Origin of the sequence: Brachybacterium sp. GPGPB12 (genome assembly GCF_038396325.1) — a bacterium.
GTDB classification, from domain to species: domain Bacteria; phylum Actinomycetota; class Actinomycetes; order Actinomycetales; family Dermabacteraceae; genus Brachybacterium; species Brachybacterium conglomeratum.
Window position 1 is genome coordinate 2,629,963 of the sequence record NZ_CP149573.1, and the last position, 21,636, is coordinate 2,651,598.

At 73.6% G+C, this 21,636-nt stretch carries 27 protein-coding genes and 4 pseudogenes; 11 read left to right on the plus strand and 20 right to left on the minus strand.

Going from position 1 to position 21,636, the window contains the following annotated elements:
• Positions 1-30: 30 nt before the first annotated feature.
• The gene (locus WKH84_RS15255; protein WP_341854260.1) at positions 31-942 is read left to right on the plus strand and encodes an alpha/beta hydrolase-fold protein; all 912 of its coding nucleotides are present in this window, start codon (positions 31-33) and stop codon (positions 940-942) included.
• On the opposite strand, the gene WKH84_RS15260 is transcribed toward WKH84_RS15255, so the two are convergent.
• Both WKH84_RS15260 and WKH84_RS15265 read right to left on the minus strand, forming a co-directional pair.
• Positions 887-2,491 (minus strand): serine hydrolase domain-containing protein, encoded by a 1,605-nt coding sequence (locus WKH84_RS15260; RefSeq protein ID WP_341854261.1) that lies wholly within the window; start codon positions 2,489-2,491, stop codon positions 887-889. The genes WKH84_RS15255 and WKH84_RS15260 overlap by 56 nt on opposite strands.
• 2 nt (positions 2,492-2,493) lie before the next feature.
• Positions 2,494-2,655 carry a hypothetical protein gene (locus WKH84_RS15265; protein WP_341854262.1) on the minus strand — a complete coding sequence of 54 codons (162 nt, stop codon included), beginning with the start codon at positions 2,653-2,655 and terminating at the stop codon, positions 2,494-2,496.
• A 14-nt stretch (positions 2,656-2,669) separates the two neighbouring features.
• Here WKH84_RS15265 and WKH84_RS15270 point away from each other — a divergent pair, with 14 nt between their 5' ends.
• The 3 genes from WKH84_RS15270 (at position 2,670) to WKH84_RS15280 (ending at position 4,160) form a co-directional block, all read left to right on the plus strand.
• On the plus strand, positions 2,670-2,975 hold the full coding sequence (locus WKH84_RS15270; protein ID WP_341854263.1) for a hypothetical protein: 306 nt from the start codon (positions 2,670-2,672) through the stop codon (positions 2,973-2,975).
• 396 nt (positions 2,976-3,371) lie between these two features.
• Positions 3,372-3,656 (plus strand): hypothetical protein, encoded by a 285-nt coding sequence (locus WKH84_RS15275; protein WP_341854264.1) that lies wholly within the window; start codon positions 3,372-3,374, stop codon positions 3,654-3,656.
• Between the two features lie 270 nt (positions 3,657-3,926).
• On the plus strand, positions 3,927-4,160 hold the full coding sequence (locus WKH84_RS15280; RefSeq protein WP_341854265.1) for a hypothetical protein: 234 nt from the start codon (positions 3,927-3,929) through the stop codon (positions 4,158-4,160).
• Positions 4,161-4,415: 255 nt separating this feature from the next.
• On the opposite strand, the gene WKH84_RS15285 is transcribed toward WKH84_RS15280, so the two are convergent.
• From WKH84_RS15285 to WKH84_RS15325, 9 genes and pseudogenes are all read right to left on the minus strand, one after another.
• Positions 4,416-4,802, minus strand: a complete 387-nt coding sequence (locus WKH84_RS15285) for a LysR substrate-binding domain-containing protein (RefSeq protein ID WP_341856919.1) — start codon at positions 4,800-4,802, stop codon at positions 4,416-4,418.
• Positions 4,798-5,010: pseudogene (locus WKH84_RS15290) on the minus strand (LysR substrate-binding domain-containing protein); the annotation flags it as partial. The pseudogene WKH84_RS15290 and the gene WKH84_RS15285, both read right to left, overlap by 5 nt.
• Complete coding sequence (locus WKH84_RS15295; protein WP_341854266.1) at positions 4,995-5,345, minus strand: LysR family transcriptional regulator; 351 nt, start codon at positions 5,343-5,345, stop codon at positions 4,995-4,997. The pseudogene WKH84_RS15290 and the gene WKH84_RS15295, both read right to left, overlap by 16 nt.
• A gap of 298 nt (positions 5,346-5,643) precedes the next feature.
• Positions 5,644-7,001, minus strand: a pseudogene (locus WKH84_RS15300) (LLM class flavin-dependent oxidoreductase).
• A complete protein-coding gene (locus WKH84_RS15305) occupies positions 6,998-7,426 on the minus strand; it encodes a hypothetical protein (RefSeq protein ID WP_341854267.1) in 429 nt (142 codons plus the stop codon). Before WKH84_RS15305 ends, WKH84_RS15300 begins: the two are co-directional and overlap by 4 nt.
• Positions 7,423-7,773 (minus strand): hypothetical protein, encoded by a 351-nt coding sequence (locus WKH84_RS15310; RefSeq protein WP_341854268.1) that lies wholly within the window; start codon positions 7,771-7,773, stop codon positions 7,423-7,425. The genes WKH84_RS15305 and WKH84_RS15310 overlap by 4 nt, the downstream gene beginning before the upstream one ends.
• A 324-nt stretch (positions 7,774-8,097) precedes the next feature.
• The gene (locus WKH84_RS15315) at positions 8,098-9,111 is read right to left on the minus strand and encodes a transporter substrate-binding domain-containing protein (protein ID WP_341854269.1); all 1,014 of its coding nucleotides are present in this window, start codon (positions 9,109-9,111) and stop codon (positions 8,098-8,100) included.
• A pseudogene (locus WKH84_RS15320) lies at positions 9,108-9,956 on the minus strand (amino acid ABC transporter ATP-binding protein). The gene WKH84_RS15315 and the pseudogene WKH84_RS15320 overlap by 4 nt, the downstream one beginning before the upstream one ends.
• 139 nt (positions 9,957-10,095) lie before the next feature.
• Entirely contained in the window at positions 10,096-11,142 is a 1,047-nt protein-coding gene (locus WKH84_RS15325; RefSeq protein ID WP_341854270.1) for an amino acid ABC transporter permease, read from the minus strand.
• 222 nt (positions 11,143-11,364) lie between these two features.
• Between WKH84_RS15325 and WKH84_RS15330 the strand changes: the two are divergent.
• The 5 genes and pseudogenes from WKH84_RS15330 (at position 11,365) to WKH84_RS15350 (ending at position 14,119) form a co-directional block, all read left to right on the plus strand.
• Positions 11,365-11,801 (plus strand): annotated as a pseudogene (locus WKH84_RS15330) (FAD/NAD(P)-binding protein).
• Complete coding sequence (locus WKH84_RS15335; protein WP_341854271.1) at positions 11,792-13,015, plus strand: hypothetical protein; 1,224 nt, start codon at positions 11,792-11,794, stop codon at positions 13,013-13,015. Before WKH84_RS15330 ends, WKH84_RS15335 begins: the two are co-directional and overlap by 10 nt.
• Complete coding sequence (locus WKH84_RS15340; protein ID WP_341854272.1) at positions 13,012-13,314, plus strand: hypothetical protein; 303 nt, start codon at positions 13,012-13,014, stop codon at positions 13,312-13,314. Before WKH84_RS15335 ends, WKH84_RS15340 begins: the two co-directional genes overlap by 4 nt.
• Before the next feature lie 193 nt (positions 13,315-13,507).
• Positions 13,508-13,915, plus strand: coding sequence for a hypothetical protein (locus WKH84_RS15345; RefSeq protein WP_341854273.1), 408 nt, complete (start codon positions 13,508-13,510; stop codon positions 13,913-13,915).
• Between the two features lie 27 nt (positions 13,916-13,942).
• Positions 13,943-14,119: an NIPSNAP family protein gene (locus tag WKH84_RS15350; RefSeq protein WP_083305963.1), complete on the plus strand. Its 177-nt coding sequence runs from the start codon at positions 13,943-13,945 to the stop codon at positions 14,117-14,119.
• Between the two features lie 202 nt (positions 14,120-14,321).
• On the opposite strand, the gene WKH84_RS15355 is transcribed toward WKH84_RS15350, so the two are convergent.
• Together WKH84_RS15355 and WKH84_RS15360 are read right to left on the minus strand one after the other, a co-directional pair.
• Positions 14,322-14,648 carry a hypothetical protein gene (locus tag WKH84_RS15355; protein WP_341854274.1) on the minus strand — a complete coding sequence of 109 codons (327 nt, stop codon included), beginning with the start codon at positions 14,646-14,648 and terminating at the stop codon, positions 14,322-14,324.
• Positions 14,596-15,216, minus strand: coding sequence for a hypothetical protein (locus tag WKH84_RS15360; protein WP_341854275.1), 621 nt, complete (start codon positions 15,214-15,216; stop codon positions 14,596-14,598). The genes WKH84_RS15355 and WKH84_RS15360 overlap by 53 nt, the downstream gene beginning before the upstream one ends.
• Before the next feature lie 94 nt (positions 15,217-15,310).
• On the opposite strand from WKH84_RS15360, the gene WKH84_RS15365 reads away from it, so the two are divergent.
• Entirely contained in the window at positions 15,311-15,838 is a 528-nt protein-coding gene (locus tag WKH84_RS15365) for a hypothetical protein (RefSeq protein WP_341854276.1), read from the plus strand.
• A gap of 110 nt (positions 15,839-15,948) precedes the next feature.
• Here the strand turns inward: WKH84_RS15365 and WKH84_RS15370 are convergent, their stop codons facing one another.
• Complete coding sequence (locus tag WKH84_RS15370; RefSeq protein ID WP_341854277.1) at positions 15,949-16,431, minus strand: DUF2087 domain-containing protein; 483 nt, start codon at positions 16,429-16,431, stop codon at positions 15,949-15,951.
• A 322-nt stretch (positions 16,432-16,753) separates the two neighbouring features.
• On the opposite strand from WKH84_RS15370, the gene WKH84_RS15375 reads away from it, so the two are divergent.
• The gene (locus WKH84_RS15375) at positions 16,754-17,776 is read left to right on the plus strand and encodes an aldo/keto reductase (protein WP_341854278.1); all 1,023 of its coding nucleotides are present in this window, start codon (positions 16,754-16,756) and stop codon (positions 17,774-17,776) included.
• A gap of 198 nt (positions 17,777-17,974) precedes the next feature.
• Here WKH84_RS15375 and WKH84_RS15380 read toward each other — a convergent pair whose 3' ends face one another.
• The 6 genes from WKH84_RS15380 to WKH84_RS15405 form a co-directional block, all read right to left on the minus strand.
• Positions 17,975-18,118, minus strand: coding sequence for a hypothetical protein (locus tag WKH84_RS15380; protein ID WP_341854279.1), 144 nt, complete (start codon positions 18,116-18,118; stop codon positions 17,975-17,977).
• A 172-nt stretch (positions 18,119-18,290) separates the two neighbouring features.
• On the minus strand, positions 18,291-18,986 hold the full coding sequence (locus WKH84_RS15385; protein ID WP_341854280.1) for a cytidylate kinase family protein: 696 nt from the start codon (positions 18,984-18,986) through the stop codon (positions 18,291-18,293).
• A 275-nt stretch (positions 18,987-19,261) separates the two neighbouring features.
• Positions 19,262-19,684, minus strand: coding sequence for a LuxR C-terminal-related transcriptional regulator (locus WKH84_RS15390; RefSeq protein WP_341854281.1), 423 nt, complete (start codon positions 19,682-19,684; stop codon positions 19,262-19,264).
• Positions 19,609-20,136, minus strand: a complete 528-nt coding sequence (locus WKH84_RS15395) for a hypothetical protein (protein ID WP_341854282.1) — start codon at positions 20,134-20,136, stop codon at positions 19,609-19,611. Before WKH84_RS15395 ends, WKH84_RS15390 begins: the two co-directional genes overlap by 76 nt.
• Entirely contained in the window at positions 20,136-20,375 is a 240-nt protein-coding gene (locus tag WKH84_RS15400) for a hypothetical protein (protein ID WP_341854283.1), read from the minus strand. The genes WKH84_RS15395 and WKH84_RS15400 overlap by 1 nt, the downstream gene beginning before the upstream one ends.
• Positions 20,369-21,442 (minus strand): histidine kinase, encoded by a 1,074-nt coding sequence (locus WKH84_RS15405; RefSeq protein WP_341854284.1) that lies wholly within the window; start codon positions 21,440-21,442, stop codon positions 20,369-20,371. The genes WKH84_RS15400 and WKH84_RS15405 overlap by 7 nt, the downstream gene beginning before the upstream one ends.
• Positions 21,443-21,636: the final 194 nt, after the last annotated feature.

Consider the following 21,636-nt stretch of genomic DNA (forward strand, 5'->3'; position numbering starts at 1 on the left):
CAGATGCCCGCCCGCTCATCGAGGAGAGACATGATCCGCCTGCGCACCGACTTCTTCGCCGAGTCCCTCGGCATGGGCACCTCGATGGTGGTGCTGATGCCGCAGGCCGCCTCCGGGATCGGGATGGAAGAGGCCGACGCGACCCGCGGGTCCGCGGCCGACGAGTCCGGCGTGCCGGTGCTCTACCTCCTGCACGGGCTCAGCGACGACTGCACCATCTGGGAGCGCCGCACCTCGATCGAGCGCTACGCGACGGAGAAGGGGATCGCCGTGGTGATGCCCGAGGTGCGCCGCTCCTTCTACACCGACGAGGCGGTGGGAGAGGCGTACTGGACCTTCGTGGCCGAGGAGCCGCCGCGGATCGTCGCGCGCACCTTCCGCGTCTCGACCGCGCGGGAGGACACCTTCGTCGCGGGCCTGTCGATGGGTGGCTTCGGCGCGTTCAAGCTGGCGCTGAACCATCCGGAGCGCTTCGCGGCCGCGGCGAGCCTGTCCGGGGCGCTGGACCCTGCGAGCCTGTCGCTCGGGCTGAACACCGGGCATCTCGCCGAGCGGGTCTGGAGCGGGCGCGGGATCGCCGGCACTGCCGATGACCTGCTCGGGCTGGTCGGCCGACGCGACCCCGCCGAGCGCGCCCGCCCTGTTCCTCGACTGCGGCACCGAGGACCAGCTTATCGACCAGAACCGGCGCTTCCTCGCCGCGGCGGAGGGCGCCGGGGTCGAGGTCGCCTCGCGCCTGCGTCCCGGCGCCCACACCTGGGAGTTCTGGGACGAGGGCATCCAGGACGTGCTGGACTGGTCGCCGATCCGGGGCTGAGGCGGGGTGCCGGCCGGTCCGGAGATCGGTGCCTGGCGCGCCCAGGATCCCGCTCGGGCCGGGAGGTGGTCAGCCGGCGATCAGTGCCACGATCACCAGCGCCAGCCAGAACAGCACCTCGATGAGTGCGGAGTCGCGCGGCGGCGGGTCCAGCGACTCGGCCTTACGGGGGCTCGGATCCGACGGCGGGGTGCCGACGAGCAGGCGCCTGGCGGAGAAGGCGATGCCGAGCAGGATCGCGAGCGTGAACGCCCAGCTCACCCACCACAGCGCGTCCGGGAGGAGCCCCGCGAGGCCGATCACGCCCATCAGCGCGGCGGCGCCGACGGCTTGCAGCGCGAGGCGGACCGGATGCTGGTAACGGGTCCAGATCTGCACGATCGTCACCACCAGCGCGACGGCGAGTACCGCCGCCACCAGCGGCGGCAGCAACGACAGCAGTGCGTTCACAGCGCCACCTCCCCGGTGAGCACGCCCACCGCGAGCTCGTCGAGAGAGCGGGCGGTGTCCGTCAGCGAGCGCGAGCCCCCGGCCGCTCGAGGGGTCCCAGCCGACGAACGAGGCGTAGCCGCCGGTCATGCCGTTGTGCCAGGTGATCGGCTGACCGCCGCCGAAGTCCTCGAGGAACCAGTTCATCGCCGTGGAGCTCGCCCCGTCCTCCTCGAACAGCACCTCCGTCGCGGCCTCTGCGCCCGGGGCGGAGCCGTCGATCATGGCGGTGAGATAGCGGGCCATGTCGGCAGGGGTGGAGCGGATACCGCCGGCCGGGGCGGAGCCCTCCATGGTCCACATGCCCTGCCGCAGGCCGCTCGTGCCGTGCCCGCGTCGAGCCGTCTGCCGCAGGTTCTCGGCGGTGATGGGTGCGTACGTGCTGGTCATGCCGAGCGGCTCGAGGATCCTCTCGGTGAGCGGCGTGGCGTAGTCGGTGCTCGCGGCGGTCGCGAGCAGCTGTCCCTCAAGCGCGACGGCGAGGTTCGAGTAGGCGTGCTGGCCGCGGCCCGACGGCGTCTCGTCGAGGGCGTCGGCGATGACCTGCCGCCCGTCCCGGCCTCGGTAGGGGTCCTTCCGCAGCAGTCCTGCGAGGATGCTCCCGCCGCCGGCGGCGGCCGAGGCGAGGCGCGGCAGGCCCGAGCTGTGGGTGGCGAGCTCGGCGAGGGTGACGTCCGCGATGGCGGCGCCCTTCGCGTCCGTGCCGAGCACCTCCGCGACGGTGGTGTCCGTGGTGAGCTCCCCGCGCTCGACAGCGACGGCCAGCAGTGCTCCGGTGAAGGTCTTGGAGACCGAGCCGATCTCGAACTCGGAGCCTTCCAGTTCGGCGTCGTCGCCGGTGCCGAAGCCGGCCACTCGCGCCTGTCCGTCCTCGACTAGGATCGCGGCGACCCGTCGGTGTCCGCGCAGGTGAGGGGCGAGAGCGCTGGCGAGTCGCTCGTCGCCGGCCGGCTCGCCGAGGGAGGCGGGACGCGGCGCGGTCAGCGCCGTCAGGCCGACGACGGTCGCCGCCGCGGGCACGGCCGCGGTGAGGACGGTGCGCCGCGCCGGGCGGGCCGGTCGGGCTGAGCGGGCGTGGTGAGAAGCTTGCGCGGCGTGGGCGGACTGCTCGGGACCGTCGGCCGACGGGGCGTCGCTCGAAGGATCGGGGGCGTCGTGGGGTGGGGTCTCGGGCAGGTCCGGCATGGTCAGCCTTTCTCGAGGGCGGTGATGATGGCGAGGAGCGGGATGATGCGGCTCGGCGGGATCGCCCAGCTTCCCCTGCGCGGGGACGTGGCCCAGCCGCCGGCCTGGAGAGCGGCGAGGTGGTGGTAGGCGACGCCGGTCGAGGCGAGCTCCAGCTCGTCCACGAGCGCGCGACGGTGTGCTCACCGTCGACCAGGCGGCGCAGGATCGCGAGCCGCAGAGGATGACCGAGCGCGGCGACGGTCTCCGCGCGCTCGGCCCAGTCCACGGCCAGGAGGTGCTCGGTGGGGCGGGCCCACTGGTACTCCACGTGCCCCGCCCCGACCTCGACACTGCCCGCGTAGACGACGGCACCCGGGGCAGGGACCTGCGCCTTCATCGCGGTGAGGGCCCAGAATGGGTCCTCGTCGGCGGCCGAACGGGATCGGGCGCCCGCGGCAGGAGCGTCGGCAGGAGACGCGGCGCCGGCGGGATCGGTCGATGATGTCGCGCCGGAGGGGCCGCAGTGCGGCGGGGAGCCGGCGGCATCGCATGGCGGTGCGGCACCGGACTCGTCGCGCTCCTCGAGCCGCGCGATCCGGCGTTCGAGCGCTTCGAGCCGCCGCCCAAGCTCCGGGTCCTCGGCCATCTCCCACCTCCTGAGGGGACGGATCGGCGGCGGTGGCCGGCGACCGCTGTCAGACTATATGGAATTACGGAGAAGCGTAACGGTGGGGGAGGGTGCGGCGGATCCGCACGGCGGAGGTCCGGGTCGGGATGTCCCCGGCGGGCGCCGCACCCCGGGCCCCGGACGTCCCGTCGGCCGCGGCGCGCGGTGCGGCAGGATGGCGGAGATCATCGGCCGGCATCGCCGTCGGCCGCCGCGCACCGAGGAGAATCCATGGCCGTCTTCGCCGTCCAGTACACCTACATCGACGACGCCCAGCGCCTGGCGACGTTCCGGCCCGAGCACCGCGAGCACCTTGCCGAGCCGCTCCGCGAGGGCACGCCGCTGCTGTCGGGCCCGCTGGACGACGGCTCGGAGGCGCCGCTGATCGTGGTCGCGGACTCCGCCGAGGACGCCCTCGCCAAGCTCGACGGCGACCCCTTCAAGCGCGAGCGCGTGATCGTGGACCGCGTCGCGCGCGAGTGGAAGGTCGTGACCGGGGAGTCGCCCGGCGCCTGAGCCGGGAACGGCCGCGCGTCCTCAGGCGCGGGGCGAGCCGGGCTCGTCCCCGCCCGGCGCCTCGGAGCGTCCCGACGGATCGGCGCCGAGGTCAGGCGTCGTCGACCCTGCCCCCGTGGCGCCGCCGGGCGCACCCTTTGCCTGGTCCGGTCCTGGAAGGCGAAGAGCTCGGAGGCACTGTCGATGCGCCCGGCGTCCTCGCCCTGCGGCGCGAGCGGCGGCATCTGCTCCCCGCCGTATCGGCCCAGCGCTCGCTGCGCCGCCGGGTCCTTGAACACGTTCACCCAGATCAGGTCCTCGCGCGGGGCACGGATCGCGGCCTGCAGACGCGCCGAGGTCGCATCCCCGGGCGCCCAGAGCACGATCGTCGGCGCCGTCCCATCGGCCTCCCGCGCCCGCTCCTGCGCCTCGGCGAGCGGGGTGTGCGGGCCGGAGCGCAGAGGACTCGTCCAGTACGCCATGAACAGGGAGAACGCGCCGATCGCGATAGCGGCGATGAGCTGATCGGCCAGCACCCACAGCGGCGTGAGCAGAGCGCCGCTGACAAGCAGCAGCACGGGCCGCGGCCACGCTCGAGCAGGGGCGCGTGGCGTGGACGGGGCAGGATCGGTGCCGGACATCTGCCCAGGGTACGGCCGTCGCCTGGACCCGCGGCGAGAGCGATCTGCAGGAAGGGGACTCTAGCGGCACGCGCTGGAGCTCAGCTCCGCGACGTCGCCGCTGGAGTCCCCTTTGTGTAGGCGGGGCTGAGCCGTGGCGTCAGATCATGGCGGCGGTGGCGAGGCGCCCGGTGGTCTCGGCGACCAGGGCGTCCTTCAGCGCGGCGACGGCCGGGATGGCCAGCGCGCCGCGACGGTTGATCAGGCCGATCATGCGGTCGTCGAGATCGGGCAGGTGGCGCACCACGAGATCGTCGGTGGGCGGGGCGGCCTCGAGGGTGGTCTCGGGCATCAGCGCGACGCCGCCGCCGTGCGTGATCAGGCGGCGCACCACGATCGAGTCGTCGGTCGAGTGGCGCACCTGCGGCGAGAAGCCCGCGCGGCGTGCGCTCGAGAGCAGGTTCGCGCGGCGCGCGCTCGCAGCCCGCGATCCACGGCTCCTCGGCGAGGTCGGCGAGGGTGAGGTCGGGGTCCTGGGCGCGCGGATGGGCCGCCGGCGGCACCGCCATCACGCGGTCCTCCATCAGCGGGGTCCACTCCAGCGCGCCTTCGTCGCCGATGTCGCTGCAGGGATAGCGGAACACGAGCGCGAGGTCGAGGTCGCCCTCGCGCACGGCCGGGACTGCGTCCGGCGGCTCGAGCTCGTCGAAGGTGACGTCGAGGTCCGGGGCGCTCTCGCTCAGGCGAGCGAGCACCGGCGGGAGCGAGCACCGCCGCGGCCGACGGGAAGGTGCCGAACTTGACCGTCCCGCGGCGCAGGGCGGTGATGTCGGCGAGCTCCTCCTCCGCGGCGTGCAGGCTGCGCGGCGATCGCCTCGGCGTGCAGGGCCAGGCGCGAGCCCGCCTCCGTGGGGGTGACGCCGGAGGAGGAGCGCAGCAGCAGCTGCGTGCCCACCTCCTTCTCGAGCGCGGCGAGGTGCTGGGAGACGGCCGGCTGGGTCCAGCCCAGCTCGCGCGCGCCCGCGCCGATCGAGCCGTTGCGCACGACGGTCCGGAAGATGAGAAGCCTGCGGGGGTCCATGGCAGTCATGGTATCCGCCAGTGGCAAGCCTGGCTTATGACTTCGCCGACGGCGTTCTGGGTGGTTCGGTGCGAGAGGGCACCGGGCCCGATCGATGCCGTCGGACCTCTCTGGCGCGCGGCGAGACGATGAACCCAGCGCCGTGCTTGGGCCTGGATCGGCCGACGCGCGGCAGGTTTGCGCCGCCAGGACTCATGCGGTCGGGCTGATGAGTCGTGGCGCCAGCAAAAGGTGAGTGGCGGCGGCGACGGGGCGGGGGAGGGGCCGTGATCGGTCGCCCCGCCCCAGCCCCGCCCCGCTCATCGGGTCACAGCGGCGGGAGGCCCAGGTTCTCGCGCGCGTGGTGCCGGCGTATTCGGTCGGGTACACGCCCCGCTCCTGCAGGCGCGGGATGAGGTGGTCGACGATGTCGTCGAGCCCCGAGGGGATCAGCCACGGCGTGATGTTCAGGCCGTCGATCGCGCCGAGCCGCGCGAACTCCACCAGCCGGTCCGCGACGGCGTCGTAGTCGCCGGTGAACTCGCCGCGGCGCGCCCCGGACTTCACGCGGGCGAACTCGAGGATGTTCTGGCCCTTCTCGGCCGCCTCCTCCCGCCACTGGCGGGTGAGCCGCTCGGCCTTCTCGAACTGGAAGCCGGCACCGCGGGTCACGCCGGACTCGACGACCTCCGGCGGCACGTCCGGCGGCGGCCCCTCGGGATCGAACTCGGAGAGGTCGCGGCCCCAGTACTGCTCGAGCAGGGCGATGGCCTGCTCGGGGCCGATCTGGTGGTCGCGCACCCAGCGCACCTTCTCGTCAGCCTCTGACTCGGTGGGGGCGAGGATGATCTCGGCGCCCGGCAGGATCTTCACGGCGCCCGCGTCGCGGCCCGCGGCGACGGTGCGCTCGACGATGCTGCGACGGAACTCGACAGCCGCGGCGAGGGAGCCGTGCGGGGAGAAGATGACGTCGGCGGTGCGGGCGGCGAAGTCCTGACCGGCGGGGGAGGCGCCGGCCTGGAAGAGGACGGGCCGGCCCTGCGCGGAGCGGGGCAGGTCGCCCTGGGCGCGCACCGTGTAGTGGGCGCCGTCGTGCGAGATCTTCTGGCCGGCCCAGTACTGCTCGGCGACCTGCAGGAACGCCTCGGCGTGGGTGTAGCGGTCGGCGTGGTCGAGGTAGCCGCCGCGGCGGAAGTTCTCGCCGGTCCAGGCGTTGTCGGTGGTGACGATGTTCCAGCCGGCGCGGCCGCCGGAGAGCAGGTCGAGGGTCTGCAGGCGTCGGGCGAGGTCGACCGGGTCGTTGAAGGTGGTGTTCTGCGTGGCGACCAGGCCGATCTTCTCGGTCGCGCCGGCCAGTGCCGCGAGCGGCGTCTGGGCGTCGGGGCGGCCGGCGACGTCGAGCTCGAAGGGCACGCCGCGGTGCTCGCGCGACCGCAGGCCCTCGCCGAGGAAGAACGCCGCGAACTTCCCGCGCTCGGCGGTGCGGACCAGCGACTCGAAGGACTCCCACGCGACCTGGTCGCCGCTCTCGGGCAGGCGCCAGATGGTGGAGGAGTTCACGCCCTGGAAGAAGGCGCCGAAGGAGAGCTGTCCGGTGGGGGTGTGCGCGGGGTGGAGCGGGTGCTCGGCGGGGCCGGTCGCGAGCGCGGCGGCCTCCTCGGACAGCGGGGCGGTGGCGGTGCTCATGCGTTCTCCTCGGAGGTGAGGCGGGCGCGGTCGGCGCGCCGGGCGGGATCGAGGTGGAAGGGGGTCTCGGGCAGGCCGAGCAGATCGCGGAGGGTGCGGCCCGACGCCGACGCCGAGGCCGACGCCGCGCCCGATCCGTCCGACGCCGCGGCCGGGGCGGGGGCGATCAGGCCGCGGGAGCGGAGCTCGTCCGCCAGTCGCCGGACGGTGCCCAGCGGGTCGGCCTCGAGGTCCAGACCCACCAGGCGCACGAGCCGCACCTGCTGCGAGGCGGCCGACGGATCGGCCTGCTCACCCGCGCCCGACGCCGCCTCCGTGCCGGTCTCCGCGAGGGCCGAGCCGATCTGCGCGGCGAGCTCCTCGACGCGGGCCCCGCCGGAGACGTCGAGGTCCAGCACCCGCCCATCGGCCAGCTCGTCGCTCACGCGCTCGCCGGCGGCCGCGCGGTCGGTGTCGGCGACGAGGACGGGCGCAGGCCCTGCGGGGAGCGGGGCGTGATCGCCGGACCGCGCACGGAGAAGGTCTCCGCCTCGACATCGGCGTACTGCAGGCGCGAGGCGTCGACGTACTCGCCGCGCTCGGTGTCGCGCACGACGGCGTCCGGCGCCCAGGTGCCCCAGATCGTGCGGGCGGCCTCGAGCACGTCGGCGGCCTCGCGGGCGGTCGCCTCCAGGCCCAGCACCTCGCGGCCCACGGCCTCGGCGGCCGACGGGTCGGTCTCGGCCTGCAGCAGCCAGCCGGCCCGGCCGTGGCTGATGTGGTCCAGGCTCATCAGCTGCGTGGCCAGGTGGAACGGCTCGACGTAGATCGCGTCGGTGCGGGGCAGACAGGCCGATCACGCGGGTCAGCGGCGCGAGGTGCGCGGCGACGTGGATCGGGTGCAGGCCGCCGTCGCTGAGGGTCAGCGCACCGATCCCGGCGTCCTCGAGACCGCGGGCGAGCGGGGCGAGGCCCTCCAGCAGGGACGGGGCGGTGACGAGGTCGACGGCGAGCACGGGCGGCGCGCCCGCGCCTCCCTCGGCGGCGGGGCCGGCCGACGGATCGGTGCCGGGCGCGGCGCCCGGGCGGGTGGTCTCGTCGGGCGTGACGGTGGTGCTCACGGGTTCTCCTTGGTGTGGACGCGGGATTCGGGGAGGGCCTCGTCGCTCAGCCGCCAGCGCTCGAGGACCTGGGCGTAGGTGCCGTCGGCCATCACGGCGTTCAGCGCGGCGGCGTAGGGCTCGGCGAGGCCGGTGCCGGCGGGGAGGGTGGCGGCGACCAGGGTCTGGTCGGGCCAGCCGGCGTCGATCCGGCCCTGCACCTCCATGTCATCGCGGCGGGAGGCGGTGAAGCTCTGCGTGGGGAAGGGAGCCAGGTAGCCGTCGACGCGGCCGGAGCCGAGGGCGAGGAGGGTGTCGGCCTCGGTGGAGTAGTTCTTCAGCTCCGCCGGCGCCCTCCCCGCTTCCTCGAGCTCCGCGTTCCAGTCGACGAGGATCTTCTCCTGGTTGGTCGCGGCGCCGACGGCGATGATCTTCCCGGACAGCGTGTTCGCGTTCTCGAGCCAGCCCTCGGCGCCCTTCTGCACGAGGAAGGCCATGTAGGCGGCGCGATAGGAGGCGAAGTCGAACTTCTCCAGGCGCTCGGCGTTGATGCCGACGTTCGCGTGGACCACGTCGAACTCGCCGCCCTCGAGCTTCAGCGGCCAGTTCTCCCAGGTGGTCAGCCTCAGCTCGAACTCCAGGCCCAGCTTGTCGGCGACGAGCCGCGCGATGTCGATCTCGGAGCCGATGTAGGTCTGGTTGTCGTCGGCCAGGAACGACAGCGGCGGCGGGGAGGCGCCGTTGATGCCCACGCGCGCGACGCCGGACTCGGCGATCTCCGCAGGCACCAGCGCAGCGATCTCCTCGTCGACCTCCCCGCGGATCAGCTCCTGGGTGCCCGAGGTGTCGATGGCGGGGGCACTGCCGCCGTCGCCCTCGGAGGCCGCGGCCCCGGCGGCGTCGCCTGCGGCGGTTCCCGGGACGGCCACCGGATCGGCACAGGCGGCGAGCAGGCCCAGCGGGAGCGACAGGCCGCCGGCGGCGACCGTGCGACGGGTGGGGCGCAGGCGTGCGCGAGCAGGGCGGGTCATGAGAGGTCCTTCGAGAGGGTGCTGGAGGCGGCGCGGGCGGAGTCGAGCGCGTCGGCGTCGGTCGCCTCGGCGCCCGCGGCCGACGGGCCGGCGGACTCCGCGCTGACCCGCTGCAGGAAGGCGCGGGTGCGCCCATGGGTGGGGGAGTCGATGACCTGCGTGGGAGGGCCCTGCTCGACGATCCGGCCCTGGTCCATGAACACCACGGTGTCGGCGACGTCGCGGGCGAAGGAGATCTCGTGCGTGACGATCACGAGCGTGGTCCCGGCGCTGGCGAGGGAGCGGATCACCGCGAGCACCTCGTCGACCAGCTCGGGATCCAGGGCGCTGGTCGGCTCGTCGAACAGCGAGCACCTTCGGGCGCAGGGCGAGGGCGCGGGCGATCGCGACGCGCCGCTGCTGGCCGCCGGAGAGCTGGCGCGGATAGGCGCCCGCCTTCTCGGACAGGCCCACCAGCGCGAGCGGCTCCCGGGCATGCGCCTCCGCCTCGGTGCGCTTCACGCCGAGCGCCCGACGGGGCGCCTCCGTGATGTTCTCCAGCGCCGTCATGTGGGCGAAGAGGTTGAAGGACTGGAACACCATCCCGATCGCGGTGCGCTGGCGCGGCACCTCGGGCTCGCGCGGCTCGTGCGAGCAGGTCGCCGTCGCGGCGGTAGCCGATCACCTCGCCGTCCACGCTGATCAGGCCGCTGGTGACGGGCTCGAGATGGTTGATCGAGCGCAGCAGGGTGGACTTGCCGGAGCCCGAGGGGCCCAGGATCGCGGTCACCTCGCCGGGCGCGATCGTGAGGTCGATGCCGCGCGAGCACCTCGAGGTCGCCGAAGGACTTGTGCACCCCGCGGATCTCGACGAGACCGCCGCGCGGGCCGTCGGCCGACGGGGAGGGAGGGCGGCCGACGGGCTGGTCGCGCCTGCCGGACCGGCGTCGGTGGTCGTCTGCGTCCCGTCGGCCGCACGGCGGCGGAGCAGGGAGGTCAGCGGGCTCATGCGGCGGCTCCTGCGGTGACGGGGCGGCGGCCGAGGCGGGCGCGGAGCCGCTGCAGCGGGGTGGGCGGCAGGGTGCGCACCGCGCCCTTGGAGTAGTGGCGCTCGATGTAGTACTGCCCGACCGAGAGCAGCGAGGTGATCACGACGTACCAGACCGTCGCGACCAGCAAGCATCGGCGCACCTGCTGGGTGCGGCCGTAGATCAGCCGCACGGTGAAGAACAGCTCGGCGTGCGCGAGGACGTACACGATCGAGGTGCCCTTCACCAGGCCGATGATCTCGTTGAACGCGGTGGGGAGGATCGCGCGCATCGCCTGGGGCGGCACGATCCGCAGGGAACGGTCGCGGGCGGGGATGCCCAGGGCGCTGGCGGCCTCGATCTGGCCCTGGTCCACCGACAGGATCCCGCCGCGGATGAGCTCGGCGGCGTAGGCGGCCTGGTGCAGGCCGAGCCCCAGGATCGCAGCGAGCATCGGGGTCATCAGGTCGCTGGTACGGGTGTCGACGAAGGTCACGTCGGTCAGCGGGATGCCGAGCGTGATGCGCTCGTAGAGGTAGCCGAGGTTGTACCAGAGCAGCGGCTGCACCAGCGGCGGCGTGGAGCGGAAGATCCAGGAGAACGTCCAGCTCACGCTCGAGATCAGGGACGACTTCGACAGGCGCATCAGGGCGAGGACGAGCCCCAGCCCGAAGCCGACGGCGCCGGCGAGCACGGTGAGCTTCAGCGTCTCCAGCGACCCGCGGATGATCGACTCGGCGAAGAACCACTGCGCGACCACGCCCCACTCCCAGCGCGGATTGGTCACGAAGGACCACAGCACTGCGGCCGCGAGCAGGCCCACCAGCACCGCGAGCACGATCCGGCCCGGGTGTCGGGCGGGGACGACGCGCAGGCGGGAGAGCTCCTCATCGCTGATCGGGCCGAGCGACGCACGATCCTCGGTGCCTGTCCCGGGCGGGCACGACATGATGTCGGCCCCCGAGGCGGCGCCGGGCGCGTCGGCGCGGCGGGCTGTGTCGTGGGTGACGACGGAGGAGGTCATGGTGTGCCTTCCGTGACGGAACGTGAACCGCAGGCCGGTCGAGGCTTGCGAGGCTCGACGTTATAAGCGAATCTAATGCGGATGCAAGGTGGCGACTATGACACGTCACGTTGTGACACAGAGGAACCTCGGAAGGGACCCGCACGCATGAACTCTCGGCACAGCGCACCGACCCCCACCAGCGCGGACGACACCCGCCGCGGCGCCCCGTCGCGCCTGGTGATGGTCGGCGGCGGGCCGCGCGCGATCGGCGTGCTCGAGCGGCTCGGCGCGAACGCCGGCGTGCCCGGAACGGCCGAGCGCCTCGCCCAGGCGCCGCCGCACGTGGACATCGTCGACCCGCACATGCCCGGCGCCGGCCGGATCTGGCGGGCCGAGGAGAGCCCCCGTCGCTGATGAACTCCCGCGCCGCGGACGTCTCGATCTTCACCGACGAGACCGTCGAGGCCGAGGGGCCCGTGGTCGCCGGTCCGTCGCTGGCCGAATGGGCCGACGGGATCCGCCGCGGCACCATCGCCGCGCCGACGGCCGGCACCGACCGACTCGCCGAGATCCACGCGCTGCGACCGACGGACTTCGCCTCCCGGCGCGTCCAGGCGCTCTACCTCGAGTGGTTCTTCGGGCAGGTGCTCGCGGCGCGCCCTCGACCGTGTCCGTGACCGTGCACCGCACCACCGCGACGGCAGTGCGCGCGGGCGACGGTCCCGCGACCTGGAACGTCGAGCTCGAGGACCGCGCCCCTCTGCGCGCCGACCTGCTGCTGCTGGCCGCCGGCCACACCGACTCCCGCCCGAACGCCGCCCGCCACGAGCTCGCCGCCTTCGCCCGCCGTCACGGCGGCACCTATCTCGGCCCCTCCCAGGCCTCCGACGCGCAGGTCGAGCCGCTCGGCGCCGGGCAGGACGTGATCGTGCGCGGCATGGGACTCGCGTTCATCGACCTCATGGCGCCGCTGACCGAGGGGCGCGGCGGCCGCTTCGTCCCCGCCGCCGAGGCGGAGAGCGCAGGCGAGGACGCGGCCGCCGGTCTGCGAGGCCGCCTGGACTACCTCCCCTCCGGCGAGGAGCCCCGGCTCTGGGTCGGCTCCCGCCGCGGCGTCCCGTACCACTCGAAGGTGCGCGACGAGGGCGCCCCGACCGGGCTCGGCGAGCTCGTGCACGTCACCCCTGCGAACCTCCGCGCCCTCGAGGACGAGCACGGCCTGCTCGACTTCCGCGCCGACGTCTCGCCGCTGATCGCCGCCGAGATCGCCCACCAGGTCCCCGGAGCGCCTCTCGCGCAGGAGGGGGAGGAGCCGCTGGCCTGGCTCGACGAGCCGCTCTCCGATCTCGGCGCGACCACGGCGCCCGAGGCCGCGCAGCAGGCCACGCGCGATGCCGTCGTCGGCCACATCGAGGCGGACCTGCGCGACCGCATCGGCGGCGAGGTCACCGCCGCCCGCACCCTCTTCCAGCTGTTGCTGCGCCTGCACGGCGTGCTGGTGGACCAGCTTCCCGCGACCCGCCTGCGCGGCGGCGCCCGCGGCGACTACCCCCGCTGGTGGCACTCGCTGTTCAGCTTCGTCGACTCCGGCCCGCCCCCGCACCGCCTCCAGCAGGCTGCTCGCCCTCGAGCGCGCGGGCATCATCCGCTTCCTCGGACCGGGCCTGCGGGTCACGGCCGACGAGACCAGCGGCCGGTTCCGCGCCCGCGGCGCCACCGGCGTCGGTGTCGAGGCCGGCGCGCTCGTGGACGCCTTCCTGCCCGAGCCCTCGCTGCAGGAGTCGACCAACCCGCTCGCTGCGCGACCTGGTCACGGGCGGCGACGCCGCCCTCGGGCGGGAGTCCGCCGCCTCGCCCGGCGCCCTCGACACCGACGCCCGCCACCGCGTGATCGGCCCCGACGGGACGGCGCGCGAGCGGCTGTGGGCCGTCGGCCCCTGGACCTCCGAGTCGCCCATCGCCGCCTTCGCCCGCCCGCACACCAACGCCCCCTGCCACCGCCGCAACGACGCCCTCGCCCGCGAGTCGCTCGAGACCGCGCTGAGCGGAAACGCTCCCCGGCCGGAGGCCGAGGAGCCCGAGGGAGGGAGGCCGACCGCGGCATCCCGGTGCTCGCCCCTGTCGCCGTCCGCGCCCCGCACACCCCGCGGCTCGGCGTGCTCGGCCCGGGCAAGATCGGCTCGGCCCTGACCCGCACGGCGCGCGCCGCGGGCTCGAGGTCGCCGTCACCGGCCGCTCCGCCCCGCCCGCGCTCGCCGCGAAGCTCCCCGGCGCCTGCCGCGTCGGCCTCCAGGATCTCGCCGCGACCAGCGACGTCATCGCCCTGACCCTGCCGCTGCACGTCGCGCTGACCCTCGAGGCGGGCGCCCTGCAGGGCGCGGTCGTGGTCGATGCGACCAACCCCTGGGGCGAGGCCGACGCGGCCGCCGTCGAGGCCGCGCGCGCCGAGCTCGGCGACCACGCCGGCGAGCTCTCCACGAGCGAGTCGCTCGCCGCGCGCCTGCCCGGCGTGCACGTGGTCAAGACGCTGAACCACATCGGCTACCACGACGTCGAGGAGCACGGCCGCGACCACGGCGACCCGTCCCGTCGGGCGATCGCGCTCGCCGCCGACGACGACCGGGCCGCGGAGCTCGTCACCGCGCTGCTGCACCGCCTCGGCTACGAGCCCGTGCACCTCGGCGCCCTCGCCGCCGGCCGCGACCTCGAACCGGGCGAGGCCCTGTTCAGCGGCTGGTTCACCTCCGCCGAGCTCGACCTCCGCCGCGCCGAGCAGGTCCGCGCCGCCTGAACGGTCGTCGGCCGGCGGCGTCGCGGCATGATCACGTGCCACGTCCGTTATGAGATCGACCCCGCGCAGATCGAGGCCTTCGAGCGGTTCGCCATGCGATGGATGGAGCCTGTCGACCGACACGGCGCCACCCACCACGGCTACTTCCTGCCCGCGGAGGGTGCCCTCCTGCCCTCGACCGAGTCGGAGGTCAGCCGCTCCTGAGCTCCTTATCCAGCCAGCCGTGCGTCTCGATGGCGGGGCGGGTGGTCCTGGTGGCCGGGGGCGGCCATCGAGACGTGGTTCTGTGTCGTTATCGAGGGCTATAGCGACACAGGATCAGGTCTCGGTGGGTGGGGTGCTCGAGTCCGGGCCGACGGGCCGGGCCGCACAGGGTAGGCGGGCGGGCCGACCGGAGGTGCGGAGGTCAGGCCCCGGCGGCGCGGGCGACGGCGTCGGCGAGCACCACGTCGCCGAGCCCGGAGCCGAGGTTCTGTGCGACGACCAGGCCGCACGGTCGGTCCTCCCGCAGCAGGTCGCCGGTCGACCCGGTCGCCCGGGGGTAGTCCTTGCCGTGCTTCAGCGGCCTCAGCGACTCGAACTGCTCGACGTCGTCGGCGACGACCGTGCCGGTGCGGGAGATCTCGGCGCCGGCGACCGAGGCGTAGTCGATCGGCGGCAGCGTCGCGTCGGCGGCGACGTCACCCGGGTGCGGCGCCGCGTCGCTCAGCCCGATCGGCAGGGCGCTGATCACGACCCCCGCGCCTGCGAGCGCCTCGGCCCGGTCGGTCGCGGTGCGGCTCGAGGCCGGGCGTGTGCTCGGCGCACCAGGCGGCGAGCTCCCGGAGGGCCTCGGGGCGGCGGCCCCACACGGCCAGAGGGCCCCGACCCAGCGCCTCGATCACCCGGGCGTGGGAGCGGGCCTGCACACCGGTGCCGACGAAGGTGATCGGCCGGTCGTCCAGCGCAAGGCTCGCGCCGGTCACGGCCGCGGTGCGCTGGGCGGTGAGCTCGGCGGCGTCCATCGTGGCGCGGGTCGAGCCGTCGGCCGCGGAGAGCACCATCAGCCCGCCGATCATCTCCCGGCCCCGCGCACGGTTCGACGGGGTGACCGTCACCCACTTGATGCCCAGCAGTCCGCGCTCCGTCCAGGCGGCCGGCATCGCGTTCGCGAAGCCGCCCTCCTCGTGGACGACCTGGGTCTTCGGCGTCACCGAGGCGGAGCCGTCGGCGAGGGCGAGCGGCGTCTCGCGCATGAGTGCGACCTGATCGGCCGGGGTGGGGAGGAGCGTGCTGACCTGGGCGTCGTCGAGGTGGATCACGCCTCGACGGTATCGCGGGGCGTGAGGCCGCCCCTGCGCCGAGTTCGGGGTCCGGGACCGGGGGGGCGACCGTCGTGCGAAGAATGTCTACCCTGTGAACATGATGAATCAGTGGGGGAACGACGCGCACGGGCCGGGCGGGGACCCGTCCTGGCTCGGGGGCAAGGACCGCGGGGGACCTGGCACGGGGGCGGATGGTGCCGGGACGGCGGAGAGCAGGCCCGGGCCGGCGCCGAGCGGGGACAGCTCCTGGTCCTCGGACTTCGACTCGCGCGCTCGTCCCGTCGCGCTGACCAGGACTTCGGTCCGGGTTCTGCGGATTCGGTCCCGCAAAGACTCCGGGCCGCGCTTCGGCGAGTTCGGGGACGACGCTCGCGAGAGGGCCGAGCGCCGGTACGAGGAGTGGGAGTCCGGCGGCAGTCCCGATCCCGAGGTCCGCAACCGGGCGGCCGAGGTGGGCAAGGCCCTGGTCAAGGCGATCCCGATCGTCGTGTTCCTCGTCATCTTCTTCGGGTTCTTCGCCAGGAACGAGTTCTTCCGTGACAGCTTCAGCTTCGGGTGGATCGCCCTCGTGGTGCTGGTTCCGATGCTGGCCAACGTGATCAAGTCCTTCCGGAAGTAGCCGCGGCCGGCCGGGCGTCGAGCCGGCCGGGCGTCGAGTCGGCCGGTCGACGGGCCGGGGCGGCGCTGAGCAGGTCGGTCGCGTGGCCGACCGAGCGACCGGCTGAGAGGTCAGCCGGCCAGGCGGTACCAGGCGCCGTCGGCCGAACGCTCCAGCACGCCCGAGTCCACGGCGTCGCGCCGCACGAGCGCCACGTCGGCCGCGAACATCGCGATCGCGGCGTTCAGCTCCGCCTCGCCGAGGCCGCGCTCCGGCCCGACCCGCTCGAACACGATCCGCGCGATCCTGCCGCTGACCTCGCGGGACTCCTCGGTCTTCACCGGGATGCCGTCCAGCCGCGGCACCTCGAGAATCGCCCGGTCCGAGCGCATCAGCGCGAGCGAGTCCGCGATCCGACGCGCGCCGGGACGTCCGTCGTGGCGTCCTCGCCGAGCCAGTCCAGGCGCGAGAGCGGCCCGCGCACCGAGGGGTCCTCGACCGGTCCGTCCCCGGCGAGCAGGTGCCCGAGGCCGCGGCGCCTTCTCGGCGGAGAGCAGGGCGACGAGTCGCCGGGCGCCGCCCAGCTCGGCGGGGTGATCGGGGGCGGTGGTCATGGGTCCTCCTTCGGCCAGTTCAGGATGACGCTACCCCGTGAGATCTCGGCGACTGGATCGGCCGCTGGCCTCGCGGCGAAGTTGTTCGACGTCCCGTACCACTTTCCTGGTATGTGACGTCGAACAACTGCCCCGGTCGTGGCACGTTTCGTCGATCAACTGGGTCGGCGTGGCAGGTTTCGTCGATGGGGCAGGGCCAGCGCGGCGCTGTTCGTCGGCCGTGCGAGGGGTGTTCTGACAGGTCCTCCCACCGCGAGGCGGGCGGCGCGAGGATGGGGACATCGGGCGAGCGACGCCCGGACCATCGCAGGAGGAGCACCGCATGGAGTACGTGAAGCTGGGCCGCACCGGACTGGACGTGTCGCGGCTGTGCCTGGGCACGATGGGCTTCGGCAATGCCGAGCGCTGGATCCACCAGTGGGTCCTGGAGGAGGGCGAGTCCCGTCCCGTCATCAAGCACGCCCTGGACGCGGGCATCAACTTCTTCGACACCGCGAACGTGTACTCGATCGGCCGCAGCGAGGAGATCGTGGGCAAGGCCCTGGTGGACTACGCGAACCGAGACGAGATCGTGCTGGCCACGAAGGTGCACGGCAGGATGCACGAGGGCCCTAACGGCGGCGGGCTCTCCCGCAAGGCGATCCTCGCCGAGGCGGAGGCGAGCCTGCGCCGGCTGGGCACCGACTACATCGACCTGTACATCATCCACCGCTGGGACCATATGGTCCCGATCGAGGAGACGATGCAGGCGCTGGACGACCTGGTCCGCTCGGGGAAGGTCCGCTACCTCGGGGCGTCGGCGATGTTCGCCTGGCAGTTCCTGCAGGCGCGCGACGTCGCCGAGGTGAACGGCTGGACGAAGTTCGTCTCGATGCAGAACCACTACAACCTCCTCTACCGCGAGGAGGAGCGGGAGATGATGCCGATGTCGCGCGAGCTCGGCGTCGCCTCCACGCCGTACAGCCCGCTCGCCGCCGGCCGCCTCACCCGTGACTGGGACGCGGACACCGAGCGGGCTCGCACCGATCAGACGGCGAAGTCGAAGTACGACTCCACCGAGGACACCGACCGCGCCATCGTCGAGCAGGTCGCGAGGATCGCCGCAGACCGCGGCGTGGAGCGGGTGCACGTGGCGCTGGCCTGGTCGCTCGCGAAGAAGCCGGTGATCTCCCCGATCATCGGCGCGACCAAGACCTCCCACGTCGATGGGGCGCTCGGCGCGCTCGACCTCGAGCTCACGGCCGACGAGATCGCCGCGCTCGAGGCGCCCTACGTCCCGCACAGGGTCGTCGGCGCGCTCGCCCCGGGCGAGTCCACCCTTGGCGCGGGAGCCGGGAACCGCTGAGGCCGACGGTCCGGCCCGCCGCGTGCCTGCCCCGCCACCTCGTCGACATCTCGCGCGCCGCTGTGTTCGTCATGGAACGCAGTGGCGCACGAGGTGGGGGCGTGGCCGTGGAGCGACGGCGATGTGACAAGGCGGATCAGGGCATGACCGCCGCGCCTCTGGTGAAAGAGGTGCCGCGACCGCGTCGCGATCGGCGGATCATCGTCGGACGGAGGGCTTCTTCCGCTGGCGCAATGCGGCGGCGGCGGAAACCGCATACAACGCCCCGGCGATGGCTATTGCGATGCCGAGAATCTGATTGCCTGGCACCGAGACTTCGCCGAAACGGATCTCGATGAACACTAGGACGAGTCCCGCAAGTGCGATTGCTCCCCCTGAGATCATCTTTTGAATACAACGCCAGCGAAACTTCTCATATGCGCTGTGCATACAAGCCCCCTTTCGGCGGGCGGCACTACCTGGGTGGCATCCGGCAATGCTATCCGCGGGTGTCACTGGTGGTGTGCGCGGGGAGTCAGATGCCGCAGGCCATCAGTCCGCCGATCCCGCTCGCGGCGAGGGCGAACCCCTTGATCTCAAGGCGGCCTTCGGCATGGGGTTCTCCCAGTCGATATGCACTTCTCGTGTGATGCAGTTCATCAGCAATGCGGTGCCGACCGTAGGCAACCTCCCTGCGTCGCGTCAACCCCCGTTTCTCGCCGCGGGGCCCGTAGCAGGTGCCTAGTCGAATGGGCGACGAAGGCGCCGTAGCGGCGGATGATCCGGTCCACCTCGAGCAGGTGTTCCCGATGGGTCTCCACCGAGCCCCCGGCACCCATCGCAGGCACTTGCGCAGGATCCAGGCGACCGCGCCGATGTCGAAGAACTCCATCCGCGGCCGCGCCTCGCGCCGCTCGAGGATCTGCGACCCCGCCGCCGCCACCTTCGACATGCCCACCTGCACCTGGTCCTCCCGCTTCTGCCGCTTGGCCGCTCTCTCGTGGGAGATCCCGGCGCGCTCGGCGGCGCGGACGATGCGGGTCTTTGAATCGACGGTGAGCAAGACGTGGAGGTCGCGGGGTCGGACCGCGAGCAAGACGGTGGCGCTCCGGCCGACGATCTCCCCGCGCTCCTCGGTGTATCGGTGCACGGTCGCGTCGTTCTCGGCGATCAGGGTGCGCTCCTGCTCCTGGGTGTCGATGATGCCGCGACCTTCGAACCCGCCGTACATCCCGCCCCGAAGTGCTCCCAGAGGGTCACCACGGGGGCGGGCCCTCGACCCAGGGCGATGCCGCGCGACGCGTCCCGCCCGCGGCGGGCGTCGCGGCGCCGGTGCTCCCGCCCGGACTGCCCTCGTGCTGGTGCATGACGACCTCACCATCGAGGTCAGGCCTCCAGGCCACAAGGATTCTGTCACATCGGAGGATCGTGTCAGCTCGGAACTTCCGAGCAGGTGGTCCGCACCATCTCCCAGACCGGCGTCGTCCCCGGTCGGCGCGGCCTGTACTACCATTCGGCGGGTCGGGGCAGAGCGAGGGAAGGACCATCGATGGCGACGTCGAGGCAGAGCACGGAGGTGGCGGCATGAGCACCGCCGTCGTGCCGCTGTTCCTGCTCTCCGGCATGCTTATGTTCGCGACGATCATCTCGCTCTACGCCACCGTCGTGACCTCGAAGAGCAAGAACGTGCCCGCGTGGGTGTGGGGCCTCGGCACCGCGTGCCTGGTCGTCGCCTTCGCCGCCGTCGTCCTGATGAACTGAGACGCGCTCAGCCCCCAGCTCGAGCACCGCGATCGCGAGCCGCACGCGGTTGGTGACCTGCGGCTTCTGGTAGAGCCGGCCCAGGTGGGTCTTCACCGTCGCGACGGACATGAACAGGGTCGCGCCGATCTCCGGGTTCGCGAGCCCCTGCGCGACCAGCCGCGCCACGTCCCACTCCCGCTCGGTGATCCCCGCGGGCGCGGGGAGGGGGAGGGCTCGGCCGACGGGGATCCCGCCGACGAGGCGCCCGCCCCTGCGGTCGACCCGGTCCCCACCCCGGTGCCGGAGGTGCTGGTCGCGGCGCCGCCGGCCGAGGAGCCGGGTGCAGGCCCGTCGACGGGAGTGCCGATCGCGCCCCCGTCGGCCGCCAGACGCGCCAGGCGGCGCGAAGACCTCGGGGAGAAGCGGGGCCGCGCGCGGCGGCGGCGAGCACCGCCTCGACCACCTCGTCGGGCGGGGAGTCCTTGAGCAGGAAGCCCTCCGCCCCGGACCGCGGCGCCTCGAGCAGGAACTCGTCGGTGTCGAAGGCGGTCAGCATCACCACCCGCGCCTGATCGCCGCGCTCGCGCGGCCGCGGCGAGGGCCTCGAGCCCCGTCATGCGCGGCATGCGGATGTCCATCAGCACCACGTCCGGGCCGAGCGCGGCGACCTGCTCGAGGGCGCGTGCCCGTCGGCCGCCTCGCCGACCACGTCGATGCCGCGTGCCCCGTCGATCATCAGGCGCAGGCCGGAGCGCATCAGTGCCTCGTCGTCCACCAGCGGCACCCGCACCGGGGCCGCGCCGCTCCGCGCGTCCGTGCCGTCCGTGCCGCTGTCGTCGCGGGCGGCTCCGTGCGCGCCCGATCCGTCCTTCACCATGGCGGCCATGCTTCCATCTCGAAGGTGCCGTGCTCGGTGCGCGTCCAGCGGGCCCCGCCGCCGAGCAGGCGCGCTCGCTCCTCGACGCCGATGAGCCCGTGACCGGTCGAGAGGGGCTGTGCCTCACCGGTCAGCGGGTTCTCGACGGTCAGCGTCACCTGCTCGCCCCGTCGGGCGAGGAGCACGGTGACGGCACTGCCGGGCGCGTGCTTGGCCGCATTGGTCAGTGCCTCGCCGAGGATGCGCGCGAGCGCGACGACAGTGCCGCGTCCGAGTCGCTCGAGCTCGACCACGTCCAGCCCGTCGAGCTCGAGGGAGACCTCCTGACCGCCGGCCCGCGCCCGGTCCACCGCCTCCCGGAGGGTGGGGACGGTGGCGAGCGGCGCGGCGTCGTCGGCGACGTGATCGTCGGCGGTGCGCAGTGCGACGAGCACCTCGCGCGGCTCCCGGTTCGCGTGCTGGGCGGCGTCGCGCACTGTCCGCGCGGTCTCGCGCGACGTCGCGGGGTCGAGATCCTCGCGATAGGCCATCGCGCCGGCATGCATCGCGATCGAGGCGAGGTGGTGGGAGACGCTGTCGTGCATGTCGCGGGCCAGCGCCGCCCGCTCCTCCGCCCGGACCCGGGCGCTCTCCGCATCGCGGCCGCGCCGCAGGGCGTCGGCCTCCCCGCGCGCCGACAGCCCGGCCTGCTCGGCCGAGCGCCGGGCCTGGTCCGCCGAGGACCGGGCCTGCTCGGCGGCGACCCGCTCCCGCTCCGCCGCGACCCGCTCCCCCTCCGCGGAGGCGCGCTCGCGCTCGGCCGCGTCCGCCCGCTCGCGCGCGTGCGGATCAGCTCGTGACGGGTGCCGACCACACGGCCGATCAGCGGCGGCACGAGGGCGCCGATGATCATCACCCCGAGCGCCGTGGCGACGTAGCGCGGATCGTCGTCGCCCCGGAGTCGCATGTCGAGCGTCAGCCAGGCCATGGCGGCCACGCCGAGCGGCGCCACCGCGGTGACGTCCAGCCCCAGTCGGCGTCGCAGCCCGAGCCGGTACAGGGCGATCGCCGCCGCAGGCACGCTCCACACGCTCACCCCGGCCACGGTCGCGATCAGCAGGTGGACCGTCGCATGGAGCCGGCTCGGGCGCAGGAGGCGCAGCGGGCCGATCGCGGTCGTCACCACGATCCCGACCAGCGCATCGACGGCCGACATCGCCAGCAGTCCCTGCGGCGGGGCGTCGTCGAACTCGAACAGCGACTCGCCGAGCGCCACCAGGAA